Source organism: Luteitalea sp. TBR-22, assembly GCF_016865485.1.
In the GTDB taxonomy this organism is placed as follows: Bacteria; Acidobacteriota; Vicinamibacteria; order Vicinamibacterales; family Vicinamibacteraceae; genus Luteitalea.
Genome location: NZ_AP024452.1, coordinates 4,458,926 through 4,477,666, shown reverse-complemented (window position 1 = coordinate 4,477,666; position 18,741 = coordinate 4,458,926). Strand labels below are relative to the sequence as shown.

General features: G+C 71.5%; 11 protein-coding genes. 5 read left to right on the top strand and 6 right to left on the bottom strand.

The window, feature by feature from the left end; translation table 11 throughout:
- Nucleotides 1–39: 39 nt before the first annotated feature.
- The 4 genes from TBR22_RS18730 (at nt 40) to TBR22_RS18715 (ending at nt 8,249) form a co-directional block, all read left to right on the top strand.
- Nucleotides 40–1,662: a S41 family peptidase gene (locus tag TBR22_RS18730; protein WP_239489368.1), complete on the top strand. Its 1,623-nt coding sequence runs from the start codon at nt 40–42 to the stop codon at nt 1,660–1,662.
- 214 nt (nt 1,663–1,876) lie between these two features.
- Nucleotides 1,877–5,626, top strand: a complete 3,750-nt coding sequence (gene smc / locus TBR22_RS18725; protein ID WP_239489367.1) for a chromosome segregation protein SMC — start codon at nt 1,877–1,879, stop codon at nt 5,624–5,626.
- A 67-nt stretch (nt 5,627–5,693) separates the two neighbouring features.
- Nucleotides 5,694–6,848 (top strand): M48 family metallopeptidase, encoded by a 1,155-nt coding sequence (locus TBR22_RS18720; RefSeq protein ID WP_239489366.1) that lies wholly within the window; start codon nt 5,694–5,696, stop codon nt 6,846–6,848.
- A gap of 129 nt (nt 6,849–6,977) precedes the next feature.
- Nucleotides 6,978–8,249, top strand: a complete 1,272-nt coding sequence (locus tag TBR22_RS18715) for a hypothetical protein (RefSeq protein ID WP_239489365.1) — start codon at nt 6,978–6,980, stop codon at nt 8,247–8,249.
- Between the two features lie 275 nt (nt 8,250–8,524).
- Here the strand turns inward: TBR22_RS18715 and TBR22_RS18710 are convergent, their stop codons facing one another.
- From TBR22_RS18710 to TBR22_RS18685, 6 genes are all read right to left on the bottom strand, one after another.
- Nucleotides 8,525–8,920 carry a cupredoxin domain-containing protein gene (locus tag TBR22_RS18710; protein ID WP_239489364.1) on the bottom strand — a complete coding sequence of 132 codons (396 nt, stop codon included), beginning with the start codon at nt 8,918–8,920 and terminating at the stop codon, nt 8,525–8,527.
- 180 nt (nt 8,921–9,100) lie between these two features.
- Complete coding sequence (locus TBR22_RS18705) at nt 9,101–11,377, bottom strand: serine/threonine-protein kinase (RefSeq protein ID WP_239489363.1); 2,277 nt, start codon at nt 11,375–11,377, stop codon at nt 9,101–9,103.
- Between the two features lie 153 nt (nt 11,378–11,530).
- Nucleotides 11,531–13,630, bottom strand: a complete 2,100-nt coding sequence (gene pnp, locus TBR22_RS18700) for a polyribonucleotide nucleotidyltransferase (protein WP_239489362.1) — start codon at nt 13,628–13,630, stop codon at nt 11,531–11,533.
- Nucleotides 13,631–13,814: 184 nt separating this feature from the next.
- Complete coding sequence (gene rpsO, locus TBR22_RS18695) at nt 13,815–14,084, bottom strand: 30S ribosomal protein S15 (RefSeq protein WP_239489361.1); 270 nt, start codon at nt 14,082–14,084, stop codon at nt 13,815–13,817.
- A 126-nt stretch (nt 14,085–14,210) separates the two neighbouring features.
- The gene (locus tag TBR22_RS26815; protein ID WP_305068741.1) at nt 14,211–16,898 is read right to left on the bottom strand and encodes a serine/threonine-protein kinase; all 2,688 of its coding nucleotides are present in this window, start codon (nt 16,896–16,898) and stop codon (nt 14,211–14,213) included.
- Complete coding sequence (locus tag TBR22_RS18685) at nt 16,895–17,428, bottom strand: ECF-type sigma factor (RefSeq protein ID WP_239489360.1); 534 nt, start codon at nt 17,426–17,428, stop codon at nt 16,895–16,897. The genes TBR22_RS26815 and TBR22_RS18685 overlap by 4 nt, the downstream gene beginning before the upstream one ends.
- A 290-nt stretch (nt 17,429–17,718) precedes the next feature.
- Between TBR22_RS18685 and TBR22_RS18680 the strand changes: the two genes are divergently transcribed.
- A complete protein-coding gene (locus tag TBR22_RS18680; protein ID WP_239489359.1) occupies nt 17,719–18,738 on the top strand; it encodes a hypothetical protein in 1,020 nt (339 codons plus the stop codon).
- The last annotated feature ends 3 nt before the right edge of the window (nt 18,739–18,741 follow it).

The window sequence follows — 18,741 nt, the reverse complement described above, 5'->3', positions numbered from 1 at the left end:
GACGTTGGTGCGGCTCGACCTGCGTGATACGCTGCCAACATGCAGAAAAACCGCGCGCTTCCGGCGGTCCTGTTCGCCGTGGCCGTCTCCGCGCTGGTCGGCGGCGTGCTCGGCCGCCGTGCCCAGGCCACGGCCGACCCCCTCACCGATCGCTACCGCGTGTTCACCGCGGCGCTGGCGGCCGTGGAGCAGGAATACGTCGAGGACGTGGAGTCGGACCGACTCGTCTACAGCGCCATCACCGGCATGCTGCAGACGCTCGATCCGCATTCGAGCTTCCTCGACCCGCGCGCCTACGCCCAGTTGCGCGAGCGCCAGGAAGGCCGCTACTACGGCCTCGGCATCTCGATTTCCCCGATCGACGGCGACATCACCGTGATGTCGCTCTTCGAAGGCTCCCCCGCGTACAAGAAGGGCATCCGCCGCGGCGACGTCATCGCCCGCATCGAAGGCCAGGACACCAAGGGCTGGACCAGCGACCAGGCCGTCAAGCAACTGCGCGGCCCCAAGGGCACGCAGGTCAAGCTGGGCCTGCGGCGGCAGGGCTACACCGAGCTGATCGAGCTGGCCGTCGAACGCGACGAGGTGAACATCCCCACCCTCAAGGGCGTGTTCATGATCGGCCCCGAGACCGGCTATGTCCGCCTGAACGACTTCTCGGAGACGACCGACCGCGACCTCGGACAGGCCCTCGAGACGCTCAGCGCGAAGGGCATGAAGCGCCTCCTGCTCGACCTGCGCGACAACCCGGGCGGCCCGCTCGATCAGGCGATCAAGGTCTCCGACCGCTTCCTGCCCAAGGGCGACATGGTGGTCTACACGCGCGGGCGCACCCGCAACTCCGACCAGGACTATCGCGCCTCCGACGCCAGCGACTTCGGCACGATGCCGGTCGTCGTGCTGGTGAACCGCAACAGCGCGAGCGCCTCGGAGATCGTCTCGGGCGCGTTGCAGGACCACGACCGCGCGCTCATCGTCGGCGAGAAGACCTTCGGCAAGGCGCTGGTGCAGTCGGTCTACCGCATCAGCGAGGGCGCCGGCCTCGCGCTGACCACCGCGCGCTACTTCACGCCGAGCGGGCGCCTGATCCAGCGGCCGTGGGACGGCACCTTCGACGAGTACCTCACCTACTCGCTGCGTGAGCAGAAGGCCGACGAACCGCATGATCCGGCCAACCTGAAGCTGACCGACGCCGGCCGCAAGGTGTACGGCGGGGGCGGGATCCAGCCCGACAAGTACATCGCCGGCCCGGTGGAGGGCTTCAACCCGTCGCGGTTCGGCCGCACGCTCTGGGCCCGCCAGATCTTTGCCGACTATGCCGGCCGCTATACCGCCGAGGGCGACACCCGCATCAAGGGCAACGGCCAGACCCGCACCGTCAGCCGCGGGTTCACCGTCGACGACGCCATGGTCGCCGACTTCAAGGCGTACCTCGAGTCCCGCAAGGTGCGCATCGACGAGGCGGCCTTCACGGCCGACAACCAGTTCATCCGGGCGATGATCCAGTACGACATCGACCTCGCGCTGTTCGGCGTCGAGGAGGCCCGGCGCAACCTGATCGCCCGCGACCCGCAGGCCCAGTTCGCGCTCCAGCAGTTCGAGGAAGCGGCACGCTTGCCCCACCTCAAGGCGGCGTCCACGGCCTCGCGCCAGGCACCGTAACCGCACCCCGGCCGGGCCCGCCCGCGCGGCGGGCCCTTCCGCTCCGGGCGGCGGCGGAACAGCCGGCCCATCGTCTGTTCTCGCCAGGTTGGCGCAGGATCTAGTGGGTCCTGTGGGCTCTTGCCCCAATTAGTAGTTGCCTGCTAGACTCCGTCGCCTGTTCGACCTGCGTACCGCGGTGCCTCGTACGCGGCAGCCCCGTGCCCCGAAAGCCATGCGCCTCAATCGTCTCGAAATCAACGGCTTCAAGAGTTTCCCCGATCGCGCCGACCTGGCCTTCGACCTCGGCGTGACCGCCATCGTCGGGCCCAACGGCTGCGGCAAGAGCAACGTCGTCGATGCCATCACGTGGGTGCTCGGCGAGCAGAGCGCCAAGAGCCTGCGCGGCGAGCGGATGGAGGACGTGATCTTTGCCGGCAGCGACGCCCGCAAGCCGACGCACACGGCGGAAGTGAAGCTCAAGATGAGCGGCGTCATCTCGCGCGTGGGGCTCGAGGATCACCCGCAGAAGAAGACGATGGCGCAGGAACTCGAGGAGTCGGCCGAGACCCTCACCGAAGACGTCGTGATCGCGCGAGACGTGGAGGTCGCACGACGCCTGTACCGCTCGGGCGAGAGCGAGTACCTCGTGGACGGCCGCGTGGTGCGCCTGCGCGACGTGCAGGACCTGCTGATGGACGCGGGCCTCGGCGTGAAGGGCTACGCGGTCATCGAGCAGGGCAAGATCGGGCAGATTCTCGCGGCCAAGCCCACCGAGCGCCGGCAGTTGATCGAGGAGGCCGCCGGGGTCACCAAGTACAAGTCGCGGCGCCGCCAGGCGGAACTCAAGCTCGAGGCCGCGCAGCAGAACCTGACGCGCGTCGACGACATCATCTTCGAGCTCGAGAAGCAGCGCGGTTCGCTGAAGCGCCAGGCCTCGAAGGCGCGTCGCTATCGGACGCTGCGCGAGGAACTGCGGCAGTGGGAGAAGCTGCTGTTCGGGCAGAAGTACCAGGCGCTGCAGGCGTCGATGGCCTCGGCGCTCGAGCGGCTCGAGCAGGCGCGCGGCAACGAGGCCGCCCTGGCGGGACGCGTGGCGGAGGTCGAGGCGGCGCTCGAGCGCCTGCGCATCGAGCTCACCGAAGCCGACGCGGCCGCCAATGCAGCGCGCCAGTCCGCCCACGCCAAGGAACTCGAGAGCGGCCGTCGCCAGCAGCAGCTGGAGTTCGACCTGCAACAGGTGCAGACGATCGGCGTCGCCCTGGTGGGGATGCAGGACGAGATCGCGCGGCTCAAGGAGCGCATCGGCCCCGCGCACGACGAACTCGAGGCGCGCCGCGCCGGCAGCGCGCAGGCCGACCGCGAGCGCGACGAGGCGGCCGCCCGGGTGAAGGAAGAGGACGTCGCCGTCCAGCGCGCCGCCGGCGAGATCGCGGCGCTCGAGCAGGCGGTGGAGAAGGCCCGCAGCGAGCTCTACGCGGGCATGACGCAGGTCAACACGCTCAGGAACGCCATCGAGCGAGCCATCGAGGCGCGCGACCGGATCGCGCAGGAGCTCGGTCGCCTCGAGGTCGAGAGCGACGACCTGCGGGTGGAGCAGGAGGCCGCCCTCACCGAACGCGAGCGCGCCAGCAGCGCGCTGCGCGAGGCGCAGGCCGCCCTCGAGCAGGTCCGGAACGCCCGCGTGGCGGCCGACGCGGCGCTCGGTGCGGCGCGCGTCGAGCGCGAGTGGCGTGAGCGTGATCTCCGGACGCGTGAGCGCGAGCTTTCGGGTCTGCAGGCCCGCCTCAAGTCCCTGGAGGAACTCGACGCGGCCCGCGCCGAGTACGGCGAGGGCGCCCGGCTGCTCCTGGCGTCGGGCGCGGCCGGCTTCACGCATCTCGGTTCGGTCGCCGATGCACTGGAGGTGGACGGCGAGTACGAGACCGCCGTCGCCGCCTGCCTCGGCGAACTCGTCCAGCACGTCGTGGTGCCCGATCTCGCCTCCGTGCAGGCGGGCCTGGCGCTCGTACGCGAACGCGACGCCGGCCGCGTCGGCTTCCTGGTGGCCGACGACCTGATGCCGGCCGAGCCGACCGCGCCGCCGGTCGCCGGCGTGCGGCCGCTGCTCGACGTCGTGCGCGTGAACGGCCCCGCCGCCGCGCACGTCCGCGCCGTGCTGCGCGACGCGTGGCTGGCCGACTCCGCGGCGCAGGCCCGCGAGGCCGCGCGCCATGTCGCAGGACCGGTCGTCACGCCACAGGGCGACGTCTACCGTGGTGCCAAGCTCGTGTCCGGGGGCGGCAAGGCCGATGCCCGACAGATTCTGCACACCAAGGCCGAAATCAAGGGCCTGCGCGAGCAGGTGCAGGGGGCCCTCGCCGACATCGACCGGCTGGCCGGCGATCTGGCCGGCGCCGAGGCGGTGATCGCCAGGGTGGCCGGCGAGATCTCCGTGCTGACCTCCGAGCAGGTGACGCACGAGAAATCGATCGTCGGCCTCGAACTGCAGGTCAATCGCGCCTCCGACGAGCGCGACCGCGTGGCGCGGCGCATGGAGCTCATCGACAACGAGCGTCGTCGCGCCCAGGAAGAGCGATCGGCGCTCGAGGCGCGCGAGGCGGAGGCGCGCCGCTCCATCGAGGACCTCGAGGTGGAGCAGCAGTCACTCAGCGACGAACTTGCCGACGCGCAGCGTCGCCTGCTCGACGGGCGGGAGCGTCAGGCCTCCATCGGCCGACGGGCCGCAGAAGCGCGCGCCACGCATGCGGCGCTGGTCGAACGCGCGTCGGCCCTCGCGCAGGACGTCCGTCGGCTCGAGGACTCGTCGGCCGATCTGTTGCAGCGCATCGCGGCGCGGCAGGCCGAGGTCGACGCGTCGGTGGCCCGGCGGGCCAACCTCGAAGGCTCGATCTCGGCGCTGCGCGCCGCCATCGACGACGACCTCGCTGCGCTCGACGATCTGAAGCGACGTGTCGTCGAGGCTGACGAGGCGGTGGTGGCCGTGCAGGGCGCCTTTGCCGAGCACGAGGCGGCGGCGCGAGAGGCGAGGCGCGGCCTCGACGACGTGCGTTCGCTTGCCACGTCGCTCGAGATCGCCCGGGCGACGGCGGAAGCGGACCTGGGGCACCTGGCCGAGTCCTGCCGTGAGGCGCTCGACCAGAGCCTCGAGGAAGTCGCCGCGGCCGTGGCCGAGATGCTCGCCAACGAGCAAGGGCTCCCCAGCGCCGCCTCCGTCGCGGCGGCCGAGCGCGCCGGCGCCGAGGACGACAGCGCCGATGCGTCGGCGGAGGCCGGCAGTGCGGCCGGCGAGGCAAGCGATGCCGCCGCAGAGGCCGCCGTCGAACCGCCGCCACCGGTCCTCAGCGCCGAGCAGGCCATCACGCGGCTCAAGGCGCGCATCGCGGCGCTCGGCGCCGTCAACATGATGGCCATCGAGCAGTTCGACGAGCTCGAGCAGCGCCACGGGTTCCTCACGGGCCAGCGCAAGGACCTCATCGACGCCATCGCATCGACGGGCGAGGCCATCGCGCGCATCGACAAGACGACGCGCGAGCGGTTCGCCGAGGCGTTCGCGGCCGTCAACGCCAACTTCGAAGTGATGTTCACCACGCTGTTCGGGGGAGGGCGCGCCGGCCTCGTGCTCCTCGATCAGGAGGACGTGCTCGAGAGCGGCATCGACATCGTCGCGCAGCCGCCCGGCAAGCGCCTGCAGAACGTGCAACTGCTGTCGGGCGGCGAGAAGGCCCTGACCGCGATGGCGTTGATGTTCGGCATCTTCAAGTACCGCCCGAGCCCGTTCTGCCTCCTCGACGAGATCGACGCGCCGCTCGACGACGCCAACATCGGCCGGTTCGTGGAGATGCTGCGCAGCATGCAGGACCACACGCAGTTCGTGCTCATCACGCACCACCGCAAGACGATGGAGATCGCCGACCGCCTGTACGGGGTGACGATGGAGGAGCCGGGCGTGTCCAAGGTGCTCCGGCTCGATCTGACCCACTAGGCGGCTGCGGGCGTCAGGTTGCGGCTCCCCGCCGGGGCCGTCGCCTGGCGGCCGCCGCCGGTTTCCCGTGAACGAAGACAAGGGCACTCGCTATCGCCGCGCCGAGCGCGGCCTCCGGCTGCTGGAGGTGACGGCAGCCGGCGTGGTGCTCCTCGCGATGGCCTGCAGCCCCCTTCCCGTCGCCATCGCCCGCCGCGTGACGGGCGCCGCGGCCCTCGCGCCTGCTGCACCGCTCCCCGGGCCGCTTCAGGGCCTGGCCGCTGCCGCGGTCATCGCGGCCAGCCTGGCGCTCGCAGCGTTGGCGGCCGCCCCCTTCGCCAACCGCCGACTGGGCGGACTAGCGGCGCGCTACAACCTGCCCGTGGTGTCGGCACGCCACCTCGCGCGTGAGCGCCTTCGGCACGGTCTTGCCACTGTGGCAGGAGGTGCACTCGGCTGGTGGGTGTTCGCCGCGCTCTCGCAGTTCACGCCGTGGCTTGGCGGACTGGCGACGGCGGCGTTGCTGCTCGTCGTGGCGGGGGCCGTCATGCTGTTGGCGCCGTGGCTGATCCTGCTGTCGCCGCGGGTGCGGCCGATGAGCGACGAGACGACCACGGGTCGTCTGCACGCCCTCGCCTCTCGGGCCGGGCTGCGCCTCGCTGGCCTGCACGAGTGGGTCTTCGCCGAGCAGGGCGATCACGCCAACGCGGCGCTGGTCGGCGTGCTCGGGCCGCGACGGCTGCTGCTCTCGGACACCCTGGTCGCAGGATGCCCGCCCGACGAGATGGACGTGGTGGTGGCGCACGAGCTCGGTCACCACGCCCACGGCCACACGTGGACCCGGGTGCGGGCGCAGGCCGCCGTGCTGGTGCTCGCGGTGCTTGCCGCCCAGGCGGGCGCCGCGGGACCGGCCCGCTGGGTGGGCCGCACGGGCGGCATCACCGATCCGGCGTCGGTGGCCTGGATGCTGGTGGGCGCGGGCCTGGCCTGGCTGGCCGCACGCCCGTGGCTGCTCGCCCAGTCCCGGCTGCACGAGGCCGAGGCCGACGCCTTCGCCCTCGACCTCACCGGCCGCCCGGAGGTGCTCGAGCGCGTGCTCACGCGTCTGGGGGCGCGCAACCTGGCCAGCGAGGAGGACTCGCTGCTCACCCGTGCGTTCTTCCTCACGCATCCACCGATCCCGCAGCGCATCGCCGCCGCGCGCCGCGCGGCGCAATCGACCGATCCCGCGGGCCGCCCGTAGCCGGCGGCCGGTCACCTGTGCGACCTCGGCCCCGCGTTATGCTCTCTGGGCCCTGGGCCTTGGGCCTTGGGCCTTGGGCCTTGGGCCCTGGGCCCTGGGCCTTGAGCCCTGAGCCCTGAGCCCCGAGTCATGATCACCCGCCGCGCCTTCACCGCCACGACGCTCGCCACCCTGCTCGGCACCCGACTGCACGCGCAGGACGACGCCAACTACGACGAGGCGAAGGTGCCGCCGTACACGCTGCCGCCGCTGCTCGTCGATGCCGCGGGCCGGCCGCTGCGAGGTCGGGACGACTGGCAGGCCCGCCGCGTGGAGCTGCTCGACACGTTCGCGGCGCAGATGTACGGCCGCACTCCGCGAGGGCTCGCCGCGTGCACGGTGACGGCCATCGATGCGCCGGTGCCCGTGCTCGACGGCCGCGCCCTCCGGCAGCAACTGCGGCTCGACTGGGTGGGGAAGGCCTCGGTGGACGTGCTCGTCTACCGGCCCGCGCACGGCCGACGGGTGCCCGTGTTCGTCGGCCTGAACTACTACGGCAACCATGCGGTCGATCCTGATCCGGGCATCGTCCTCAACCGGCGCTGGATGCGCGCGAGCGAGGCCAACGGGATCGTCCAACACCGCGCCACGGAGCGGTCGCGCGGCACGATGGCGCGACGCTGGCCGGTCGACCTGATCATCGAGCGGGACTGCGCGCTGATGACGGCGTACTACGGCGACTTCGCACCCGACGACCCGGCCGTGGTCCGCGACGGCATCGCGCCGCTGGCCGATGGCCTGCAGGACCGCATCCCGGTGCGCGAACGGTGGGGGGCGATCGGCATGTGGGCATGGGGGCTGTCGCAGATGCGCGCCGCCGCGACCGGCGTTCCTGGCCTCGATGCGTCGCGGGCCATCGTGATCGGGCACAGCCGCCTGGGCAAGGCGGCGCTCTGGGCCGGGGTGCAGGACGAGGCCTTCGCGATGGTCGTGTCCAACGACTCGGGGTGCGCCGGTGCGGCGCTGAGCCGCCGCATCTACGGGGAGACGATCGGCCGCATCACGTCGAGCTTCCCGCACTGGTTCTGCGGCAATGCCGCGTCGTGGGCTGGCCGCGAGGCCGAGATGCCCGTCGACCAGCACCAGCTGCTCGCGCTGGTCGCGCCACGCGCGCTGCACGTCGCCAGTGCGGTCGACGATCGATGGGCCGATCCCCGCGGCGAATTCCTCGCCACCCTGGCGGCCGACCCGGCCTGGCGGTTCCTCGGCGGCACCGGCCTGGGGGACGTGACGGAGATGCCGCCGGTCGATGCGCCCGTGGGCCGGCGCGTGCGCTATCACGTGCGCACGGGCGGCCACGACATCAACCGCTACGACTGGACGCAGTACCTCGAGACGGCGAAGAGCACGCTGCACAAGTGACGAGGGACGAGGGACGAGTCACAAGGGCTGCAAGGGACCAGGGACGAGAGACGAGAGACGAGTCACAAGGGTTACAAGGGACCAGGGACGAGAGACGAGAGACCAGAGACGAGGGGACCAGTCACGAGGGGACCAGTCACAAGGCTTCCAGGGACGAGGGCCAAGAGGACCAGTCACGAGGGTCATCAGGGGCGAGGGAAAGGGGCCGGGGGGCCCTCGTCCCGTGCCCCCCTTGTGACTGTTCGCTCGTCCCTTGTCCCTTGTGCTGGCGTGCGCTACCGCACGATCAACTCGCCCTGCATCTCCTGGCAGCCCTCGTCGGCGCGCATGCTGCAGTAGAACGGGAAGCGACCGACCTCGTCGGCGCGGAACTCGAACGTGACGCTGCCGCCCGGCGGGATGCGCTTCTGGATGCGATAGGCATCCACGGTGAAGCTGTGGGCGATGTCGGCGGAAGTGATGGTGAGTCGCACCACGTCGTTGCGGCGCACGTCGATCACCTCGGGCTCGAACGCGTACTTGCGCGCCGTGATCGTGAAGCTGCGACGCCCGGCCGGCTCCGGCGCCGGCTGCACGGCGAGGCCGGCCCAGCAGGTCGCCGCCAGTCGCTGCAGCACCGCGCGCCTCGTGGTCCCGCGGCCATGGTCGGTCGCCGTCTTCGTCGTGTTCATCGCGGGTCTCGTCGTTTGATGCGGCGGCCGTCCACGCCGGTGCTCGCCGACCTCTGCCGCAGGACCTGTGGGTCGGTCGCGTCGGCCAGTATCGCCCAGCCCGGCGCCAGTCGGCGCAGCCCGCCACCCACGCCGGCCCGGCGTGACGGGCGAGGGCGTGCGTCGCGGGCGGTGACCGCGTCAGGGACGCGCATCGAGGCGTGCGGCGAGTGCGTCCACCTCGGGACGCAGCGAGCCGCCGCGGTCACCGGCCAGCAGACGACGCGCCTCGGTCAGTTCTGCACGTGCCTGCGTTGCCTGGCCGGCGGCAAGGGCGACATGCGCCAACAGCACGCGGGCCTCGCCCACCGTGACCGGTGACGCATTGGGGTTGCCCACGGCCGCCGAGACGACGGCGCCGGCCTCGCGCCGGGCCGTCGGCACGTCGCCCAGTCGCCATGAGGCGCGCGCGACCTGCACGCGCGACTGCTGGGTCTGTGGGTGTTTCCCACCCAGCGTCGCCTCCCTGATGGCCAGCGCCTGCTTGAAGAGCACGAGAGCCTCGGCCGGACGATTGGCGTCGAGGTGCGTCAGTCCCAGGTACGACAGGCTGCTGCCGATCCGTGGGTTGTTGGCGGGCAGGACCCGTCGCCGGATGTCGAGTGCGCGCTGGAAGAGCGCCGCGGCTTCCTCGCTGCGACCCTGGGCGCGCACGGCGCGCCCGAGGTTGGTGAGCCCGAGCGCGACGAGATCCTCGCCCTCTTCCCTCGCCTGCAGCTGTTCCCACATCGCCAGGCCCGTGCGATGCAGCGCCTCGGCCTCTGCATGGCGGCCCTGCGCCTGGCGCACGAGTCCGAGGTTGTTGTACGTCTCGGCGACGTCGCGGTGGACGGCGGGCAGCAGGCGGCGCCTGATCGCCAGGGCTTCCTCGAGAGGCGGCACCGCCTCGTCGGGCCGACCTGCATAGCGACGCACGTCGCCGAGCGCGTCGAGGCTGTCGGCCAGGACGAGCGCATCACCGCCGCGGCGCATCACCACGGCTTCGGCGTTGAGCCGCTCGGACACGTCGTACTTGCCGAGCTGCTTGTAGACGTCCGCGAGCGATTGCAGCAGCTCGCCGCGTACCTGCGGCTCGCCTCGCATGGTCGTCTGGAGGCGCGTCGCCGCACGTTCCAGCATCTGCTCGGCCGTGAGGGACTCGCCGAGGGCCTGCCGCGGGTCGGCCTGGCCGAACATGTCCACGAGGAACCGGTTCACCGCCGACGCGCGCGCCAGCGCCTGTTCGGCTCGATCGCGCTCGCGAGCCACGCGCGCCGACTGGATGGCGGTGACCGCCGAGACGGCGATCAGCGCCACGGCCGCGAGGGCGGCGCCCGCCACGGCCAACCGGTGACGGCCGATGAACTTGCGCGTCCGGTACGCCCACGAATCCGGTCGGGCGAGGACCGGCTCGCCCTGCAGGTATCGCTCGACGTCGTCGGCCAGTTGGTCGACCGAGCCGTAGCGCCGCGCCGGCTCGAAGGCCATCGCCTTGAGCACGATCGTGTCGAGGTCGCCGGCCAGCAGCCGGCGCAGGCGCTCGGGCGTGGTCTGTCGCGCTGCGGCGATCGCCAGCCACTCGCCAGGCGCAGGCGCCGGGGCGGCCGTGAACCTGGCGCGCGCCGGGGCGACGCCCACGGCGGTGCTCGGTCGCGCCACGGACGCATCGCGCAGCACGCTGTGCAGCTGGTCGCGCGTGCCGGAGGTGAAGCGGTGCGGCTTGCGGCCCGCCAGCAGTTCGTACAGCACGACGCCGAGTGCGTAGACGTCGGTGCGCGTGTCGACGTCGGCCTCGAGCACGCCAGCCTGTTCCGGACTCATGTACTCCGGCGTGCCGACGAACTGTCCCTCTCGCGTCAGCAGGTGACGGTCCGGGCCGTCATCGGCCACCACCTTGGCGATGCCGAAGTCGATCACCTTGGTGGTCGGTGCGCCCTCCTCGTCGGACACGAGGATGTTCGAGGGCTTGAGGTCGCGGTGGACGATGCCCTTCTGGTGCGCGTGCTGCACGGCGCGGCACGTGCTGACGAACAGGCCGAGGCGCTCGCGCAGCGGCGCGCGGCGTGCGTCACAGTACTCGGTGAGGGGCAGGCCCTGCACCAGTTCCATGACGAAGTACGGTCGCCCGTCGACGGTGGCGCCGGCGTCGAACACGCGCGCGACGCCGGAGTGGTTCATGCGCGCGAGGACGAGTCGCTCGGCGTCGAACCGCGCGATCAGCCGCTCGGTGTCCAGGCCGCGGCGCACCAGCTTGAGCGCCACCTCGCGCCGCAGCGGCTCTTCCTGCGTGGCGCGGTACACCACGCCCATGCCGCCGGTGCCGAGCACGCCGGTGATCGTGTACGGCCCGATGCGGCGGGGGGCGCCCAGCCCGAGGTCGTGCACCACCGCGCCGCCGGCGTGCGCGGTGGCGTCGGCCTCGGTGGCGAGGGACGGCACGGTGGGGAAGGACTGACGGTCGGTCGACAATGCCGCGTGCCGGGGGAGGCCGGAACTGACGCCCAATGGTCAGGCGAAAAGCCGAAGGGCGCAACCCCGGAGGGGAAGCGCCCTTGGACGGCCGTCGCCGACTGCCGACTGCCGACTGCCGAACTATTCGGCCTTCGGCTGCTCCTCCTGGAGGAGGGCCTTGCGGCTCAGGCGAATCTTGCCCGAGGGGTCGACGTTGAGCACCTTCACGAGGAGCTGCTCGCCTTCCTTCAGCTCGTCGCGCACGTCCTTCACGCGGTGCAGGGCGATCTCCGACACGTGCAGGAGGCCGTCCACGCCCGGCATGATCTCGACGAACGCGCCGAAGTCGGCGATGCGCTGCACCTTGCCCATGTAGGTCTTGCCGACCTCGGGCGTCGCGGTGAGTTCCTGGATGATCGCCAGGGCGCGGGCCGCGGAGGCCTCGTCGTTGCTCGCCACGTTGATGCGGCCATCGTCCTCGACGTCGATCTTGACGCCGGTGCGGTCGATGATGCTGCGGATCATCTTGCCGCCGGGCCCGATGACGTCGCGGATCTTGTCGACCGGGATCCTGATCGACACGATGCGCGGCGCCCACTGCGAGGTCTGGGTGCGCGGCGCCGCGATCGACTCGGCCATCTTGCCGAGGATCTCGAGGCGGCCCTTCAGCGCCTGGGCGAGCGCCTGGCGCATGATCTCCATCGTGATGCCGGAGACCTTGATGTCCATCTGCAGGGCGGTGATGCCCTGCGCGGTGCCGGCCACCTTGAAGTCCATGTCGCCGTAGTGGTCCTCGGCGCCGGCGATGTCGGTCAGCACCGCGTACTTGCCGGTGGCCTCGTCCATGATGAGGCCCATGGCGACGCCGGCCACCGGCGCGCGCAGCGGCACGCCCGCGTCCATCATCGCCATCGACCCGCCGCAGACGCTGGCCATCGACGAGGAGCCGTTGCTCTCGAGGATGTCGGAGACGACGCGGACGGTGTACGGGAAGTCGGCCTCGGCCGGGATGACCGGGGCGAGGGCGCGCTCGGCGAGGGCGCCGTGGCCCACCTCGCGGCGGCCCGGGCCGCGCATGAAGCCCACCTCACCCACCGAGAACGGCGGGAAGTTGTAGTGGAGCATGAAGCGCTTGTAGGTCTCGCCGTCCATCGTCTCGATCTTCTGCTGGTCGTCCGCAGTGCCGAGGGTGGCGGTGACGAGGGCCTGCGTCTCGCCACGCGTGAAGACGGCCGAGCCGTGCACGCGGGGAAGCACCGAGACCTCGGTCCAGATCGGGCGGATCTGCTCGAACGAGCGGCCGTCGAGGCGCTTGCCGCGCTCGAGGGCCTCGTCGCGCATGACCTTTTCCTTCAGGCCCTTGAAGATCTTCTTGGCCTCGACGCGACGCTCGACCTCTTCCTCGGGGATGGAGGCGACCAGGTCGGCCAGCACCTGGTCGACGCGGCTGTAGTTCTCGAGCTTGTCCTTGATGCGCATCGCGTCGGCGAGGGGCAGGTACACCTTCTCCTCGACCTCGCGGTAGAAGTCGTGGGCGACTTCCTTGACGGGCATCACGATCTTCTTCTTGCCGGCGGCCTTGGCGAGGTCGTCGATCGTCGCGACGATCTGCTTGATGGCGGCGTGGCCCGCGTCGAGCGCGCCCACCATCGTCTCCTCGCTGACCTCCTGCGCCCCGGCCTCCACCATCATGATCGCGTCGGCGCTCCCGGCGATGATCAGGTCGAGCGCGCTCTGCTTGCGCTGCGCGAAGGTCGGGTTGATCACGTACTGGCCGTCCACCTGGCCGACGCGGACGCCGGCGATGGTCTTGAGGAACGGCATCTCCGACAGCGCCAGCGCGCAGCCCGCGCCGGTCACCGCCAGGACGTCGGAGTCGTAGTCGGTGTCGGCCGAGATCACCATCGCGATGACCTGCGTCTCGAACGCCCAGCCGGCCGGGAAGAGCGGGCGGATCGGCCGGTCGATCAGGCGGCTGGTGAGCACTTCCTTCTCGGTCGGCTTGCCTTCGCGCTTGAAGAAGCCGCCCGGGATGCGACCCGAGGCGTAGGTGAACTCGCGGTAGTCCACCGTCAGCGGCAGGAAGTCGATGCCCTGGCGCGGCGACGCGGCGTGGCAGGCGCTGACGAGGACGACGGTGTCGCCCATCCGGACGAGGACGGAGCCGTCGGCCTGCTTGGCGAGCTTGCCGGTTTCGAACGAGAGAGCCCGGGATCCGAGCTCGAGACTGCGTGTGTGCATGGGGTTCCCTGTCATGTCCTTGCCAGGGGACCTGTCTGCCCTGGCGGTGTGCGGTACGGCAATCGCGCCCGAGTGGGGCCGCACGGCGGGAGAACTGCCGGGCCTGCCACGAGCCGCGCGCGGTCGGTGAGCGTGCCAAACACGAAGGGACGGAAGCACGGCTCCCGTCCCATGGTGTGGCTCGCTACTTGCGGATGCCCAGGCGCTTGATCAGCTGGGCGTAGCGGTCGGTGTTCTTGGCCTTCACGTAATCGAGCAACCGGCGACGCTGGCCCACCAGCTTCAGGAGGCCACGGCGGGAGTGGTGGTCCTTCGCGTGCGTCTTGAAGTGCTCGGTCAGGTACGTGATGCGCTCGCTCAGGATGGCCACCTGCACTTCGGGAGAGCCCGTATCGGACTCGTGCTGGCGGAAATCCTCGATCAGGTTGGTCTTGCGGTCCTTCGTCAATGCCACGGTACGTCCTCCGCGATCGGCCCAGACATCCCCGGCAGGGGCACCAGTCCGTCGACGTGCATGGCCCCCGTCCATCGGGCGCCAGCGAACTTGGAATGATAGCCGATTCGGTCCGGTTGGCGCCAGTCAGGCCCGAGGGGACGGGGCAGTGGCCGTCCTCTCGGCCGCGAACCCGGAACGCCCGATGGCCACTCGAGCGGCGGTGATCACCAGCGCCGTCAGCATCAGCGCTGTCGTCAGCGAGTACTCGAGGCGCCAGTCCACCCGGAGGGCCAGGGGGAGGCTGGTAACGACCTGCAGGGAGTACAGATGCCCGACGAGTGCGAGCAGGCCCACGCGAGTGAGCAGCACGAGCCGGACCCCCGACAGCAGCGCCTCGATCACCAGCGCCGCGCCGGTCGAGCCCGACAGCGCCCCCAGCAATACGAACAGCCCACCCGACGCCACCACGGCCAGGTCCCGGCGGCCGAGCCCCCGCACCGCCAACGCGAACAGCACGGCGTGGATCATGCCGCCCAGCACCGACCGCGGCAGCAGGTCCAGCCACGCCGCCACCAGGTGGCGGCTTCCCATCAGCGCGCCGGCTGCGTCCAGATCCTGAGGGCTCGGGGGCACCGCTGCGGCCGGCAGGAGCCCGCCGAGCGCGGCGAGTGCCACGGCCATCGTCGCCCCGACCAGCACCTCCCGGCCGACCCGGGGATCCCGCACCCGCCCGGCCATCAACCGCGTCCAGGCCACCAGGCTTTCCGGCCAGTGCCGCCGGACCGTCGGCTCCGAGGCGAGGTAGAAGATGCCGGTCAGCGCTGCGCCGACCATCGCCATCCCTGCAACCGTCCAGGGAAGCTGCGGATCGGTGCCGAGCACCCGCCAGTCGGCATCGAGCAGCGCCGTGCCGGACAGGACCACGAAGGTGAACCCCCCCAGGCGCGTCGCGCCGACGCCATCGCCGCGCCCGCTGCGAACGTTGCGCCAGGCCAGCGCGAGGCCGCCTGCAGTGAGCGCCAGCGCGAGCACGATCGGCACGACGGTGCCCGCATCTGCGCCTGACACGCCGTCCGTCACCACCGACGACCCCGGCGGCAGCACCCGGAACATCGTGAGCGTTCCGCCCAGCGTGGCGGCCTCGATCCGCACCTGGGCCCCAGTGGTGAGCCGTCCGGTCCAGGCCCATACCCGGTCGGCGAAGGGCTGTGGCTCGGTGCCGGTCGCCGTCTCGGTCACCACGCTCGCCGGATCGATGCCACTCCACGCCCACAGTGCCGCCCACGGCGAGGAGACGGCCGCACTCGCGTCTGCCGCCGGCGTCCTGAGAGGCACGATCCGGAGCCGACGCAGGTGGCCGCGCGCGTTGACCGCCACCGCGGCACTGCCCGGGGTCACGGGCATCGGGGTGTCCACCGACAGGTCGTCTCGCCTGCCCGCGTGACTGCCGCCCGATGCTGCCGAGGCCGGGCCTTCCCGATAGACGACCCATGCGCCCTCCGCCGGATCGCCGGCAGGCGCCATCCACTCGAGACCAGAGGCCCCGGCGGGCTGAAAGCGATGCGTCCAGCGCGCCGGACGCGCAAAGGCCGCCACCGTCCGAAGCCGAGCCTCGGCCTGCGCGGCCAGCACCGCCGGTGGGTCTTCCATCGGCAGGCGGTCGAGGGCGCGCCGGCCGGGTGCGCCCATCACGATTACCAGGCCGATGGCCCAGACCGCGAGCCATCGACGGGCCTCGCCCCCGGCGAGCGCACCAAGGCCACCCGCCCCAGCCACCACCTGCGGCGGGGGTGTCAGGCCGGCATCCCTGGCCAGGGCCAGCACGTCGCCGCCAGGAAGGGCGGCGGCCAGTGCGAGGGCCGACGCGGGCCGGGCCGACACCGGGGCCAAGGCCGCCATGATGACCTCGTCGAGGCCCGCCGGCACGTCGCTCACCAATTGCGAGGGGCGCGGGATCGGCGCGCCGGGGTGCGCCGCGGCGCTGGCCGGATGTGCGCCGGTCAGGAGTTCATAGAGGACGATGCCGAGGGCATGGACGTCACTGGCCTGCGAGGCTGGCCCTCCGGCGAGGACCTCGGGCGCCATGTAGGCGGGCGTGCCCGCCATCTGCCGGCCGGGTGTCGACGGGCCCATCGCCACCGCGATGCCGAAATCGGTGATGCGGATGTCGCCCCGCCGGTCCAGCATGACGTTGGCGGGCTTCAGGTCGCGATGCAGCACCCCTCGCGCGTGCGCCGCGGCCAGTCCGGCGCAGAGCTGCCGGGCGAGCGTCGCCACCCGCGACGGGGGCAACCGGCCGACGCGGCGCAACAGCGTCGCGAGGTCCTCGCCGTCCACGTACTCCATGGTGAAGTACCGGCGTCCCTCGACTTCCCCGGCATCGTACGTCCGGCACACGGCCGGGTGCGTGATGGCCCGCGCGAGCCGCACCTCCTGGAGGAGCCGGTTGCCGTCACGGTCGGCGTGCGTGTGAACCACCTTCAGCGCGACCGGAAGGGCGAGCAGCGTGTCGAAGACCTTGTAGACGGCCCCCATCCCACCGCGCCCGATGCAGGCATCGATGCGGTAGCGGCCCGCGAACAGATCGCCCGGCGAGAGCTCGCCCGTCGCGACCTCGTGGTGCCGCACGACGATGGGCGGCGGAGCCGGCGACGAGGCGTCCCACCCTCCGTCCGTACGGTCGTCGTGGAAGCCCAGCAGGCCTTCGACCTCCGCGCGCAGTCCGGTGTCGTCGCCGCACAGGCGCGCCAGCAGGGCTGGGCGCTCTTCGGGCGCGCAGCGACTGGCCTCGAGGAAGATCGACTTGGCGCGGGCGTGGCGCGCAGCGTTCATGATCGGCTCGCGAGGGCGCGGCGCAGCCAGGCCCGCGCGTGGGTCCAGTCGTCCTCGATCGTTCGTCGCGACAGGCCGAGCACCTCGGCCACCTCCGGCACGCTCAGGCCCCCGAAGAAGCGCAGTTCGACCACCTGCGCCTGTCGCGGGTCGAGGCGTCCCAGCTGCTCGAGCGCCTCGTCCAGGGCCATCACGTCGGCCGGGTCGAGGCCGTCGGGATGGCCACCCACGTCCTCCAGCGTCACCCGTTCCCAGTCACCGCCACGCTTGTCCCGACCGCGGGCCCGCGCGTGGTCCACAAGCAGCCGACGCATGCACTGCGCGGCGATCGCCAGGAAATGGGATCGGTTCTGCCAGGCGACACGCCTGTGGTCGGCCAGTCGAATCCAGGCCTCGTGCACCAGGGCCGTGGCCTGAAGGGTATGGCCCGCGCGCTCGCGAGAGAGGCGGGCCCGTGCCAGGCGCCTCAGGTCCTCGTATACATCGGCGGCCAGTGACGTCGGTCCGGACTCGTCTTCTGCCGAATGCATGGGTCGGCCCGATTCTACCCCTCGCGTTGCACGGGCGGCCGAGTGTCGAGCGACAGGGGACACCACTGCGGGGTCTGGCGACGGATGTCGCGTAGTAGGCAGGAGCCGCTGACCGGATCGGCGGCCGAAACCGGCGATCCGTGCGCACGCGTGACGCCGCCAGGAGTCCTCTCATGTCCCTTGCCGCCGTTGTCCTCACTGCTTTCGTCGTTCCCGGCCTGTGTCTGTCGCTGGCGACGGGTACCGCTCACGCCGAGGATGGTCCTCGTCGTCCCGGCGGACCGCACGCCGTGGGTGTGCGCGTCCTGCACCTGACCGACCCCTCCCGCCCCGAATTGGCCACCGTCGACCCCAACGACGTGAGGGAGGTCGTCGTCCATCTCTGGTATCCGGCCCAGCGTGCTCCCGGAGCCGTTCGAGCTCCGTACTTCCTCGACCCGCTCGAGGCCGCGTTGAACGCGCAGGTGCAGGGGCTGCCCGACGATGCCTTCGACGGCCTTCGCGGCTGGGCCGTGGCCGGGGCCCGGATGGTGCGAGGGCGCGCCGCGCGGCCGCTCGTGCTCTTCTCGGGTGGCCTGCAGACGCCTCCAGCCTTCTACGCGTCGGTCGTCGCCGACCTGGCCAGCCGAGGACTCGTCGTGGCGGTCGTGGCGCATCCCTATTCGAGCGGTGTCAGCGTCCTGCCTGGTGGGCGGGTCGCCTTCTCTCCTGATCCGTTCGCCGGTGGCTCGCCCGAACAACTGCACCAGACATGGGTCGAGGACATGGCGTTCGTGCTCGACACCTTGACGCGCGATGCCTCTGCCCTCGACGCGGCCGATCATCGCGGAGGCGCCGTGATGGCCATGGGCCACTCGTTCGGGGGCGCGGCAGCGGCCAGCCTCGCCGTGCGTGACACACGCGTCTCGGCTGCCGCCAACCTCGATGGCACGTTCTGGGGTGCAGCCCTCACCGACGCGATCGCGACCCCGTTCCTCATGCTCACGGCGGAGCGTTCGGTCGGCGAACCCACCCGCGACCGGGTACTTGCCGCCCTGCAGGCTCCCGGGTACGACCTGCGTCTGCTCGGGAGTGCGCACAACGACGTGACGGATTTCGGCGTGCTGCTGCCGCGGCTTGTCGAACTCGCGCCGGGCCTTTCCCCCGAGGTCCTCGAACTGGGCGCGATCGACGCAACGCGGGCACTGGACCTGACCACTGCCTACCTCGCCTCGTTCGTGGACCGTCACCTCCTGGGGCGCAGGGCGCCTCTCCTCGACCGCCCGCAGGCATTCGAGGAGGCGGTGCTCACGCTGGTCGGATCACACTGAACC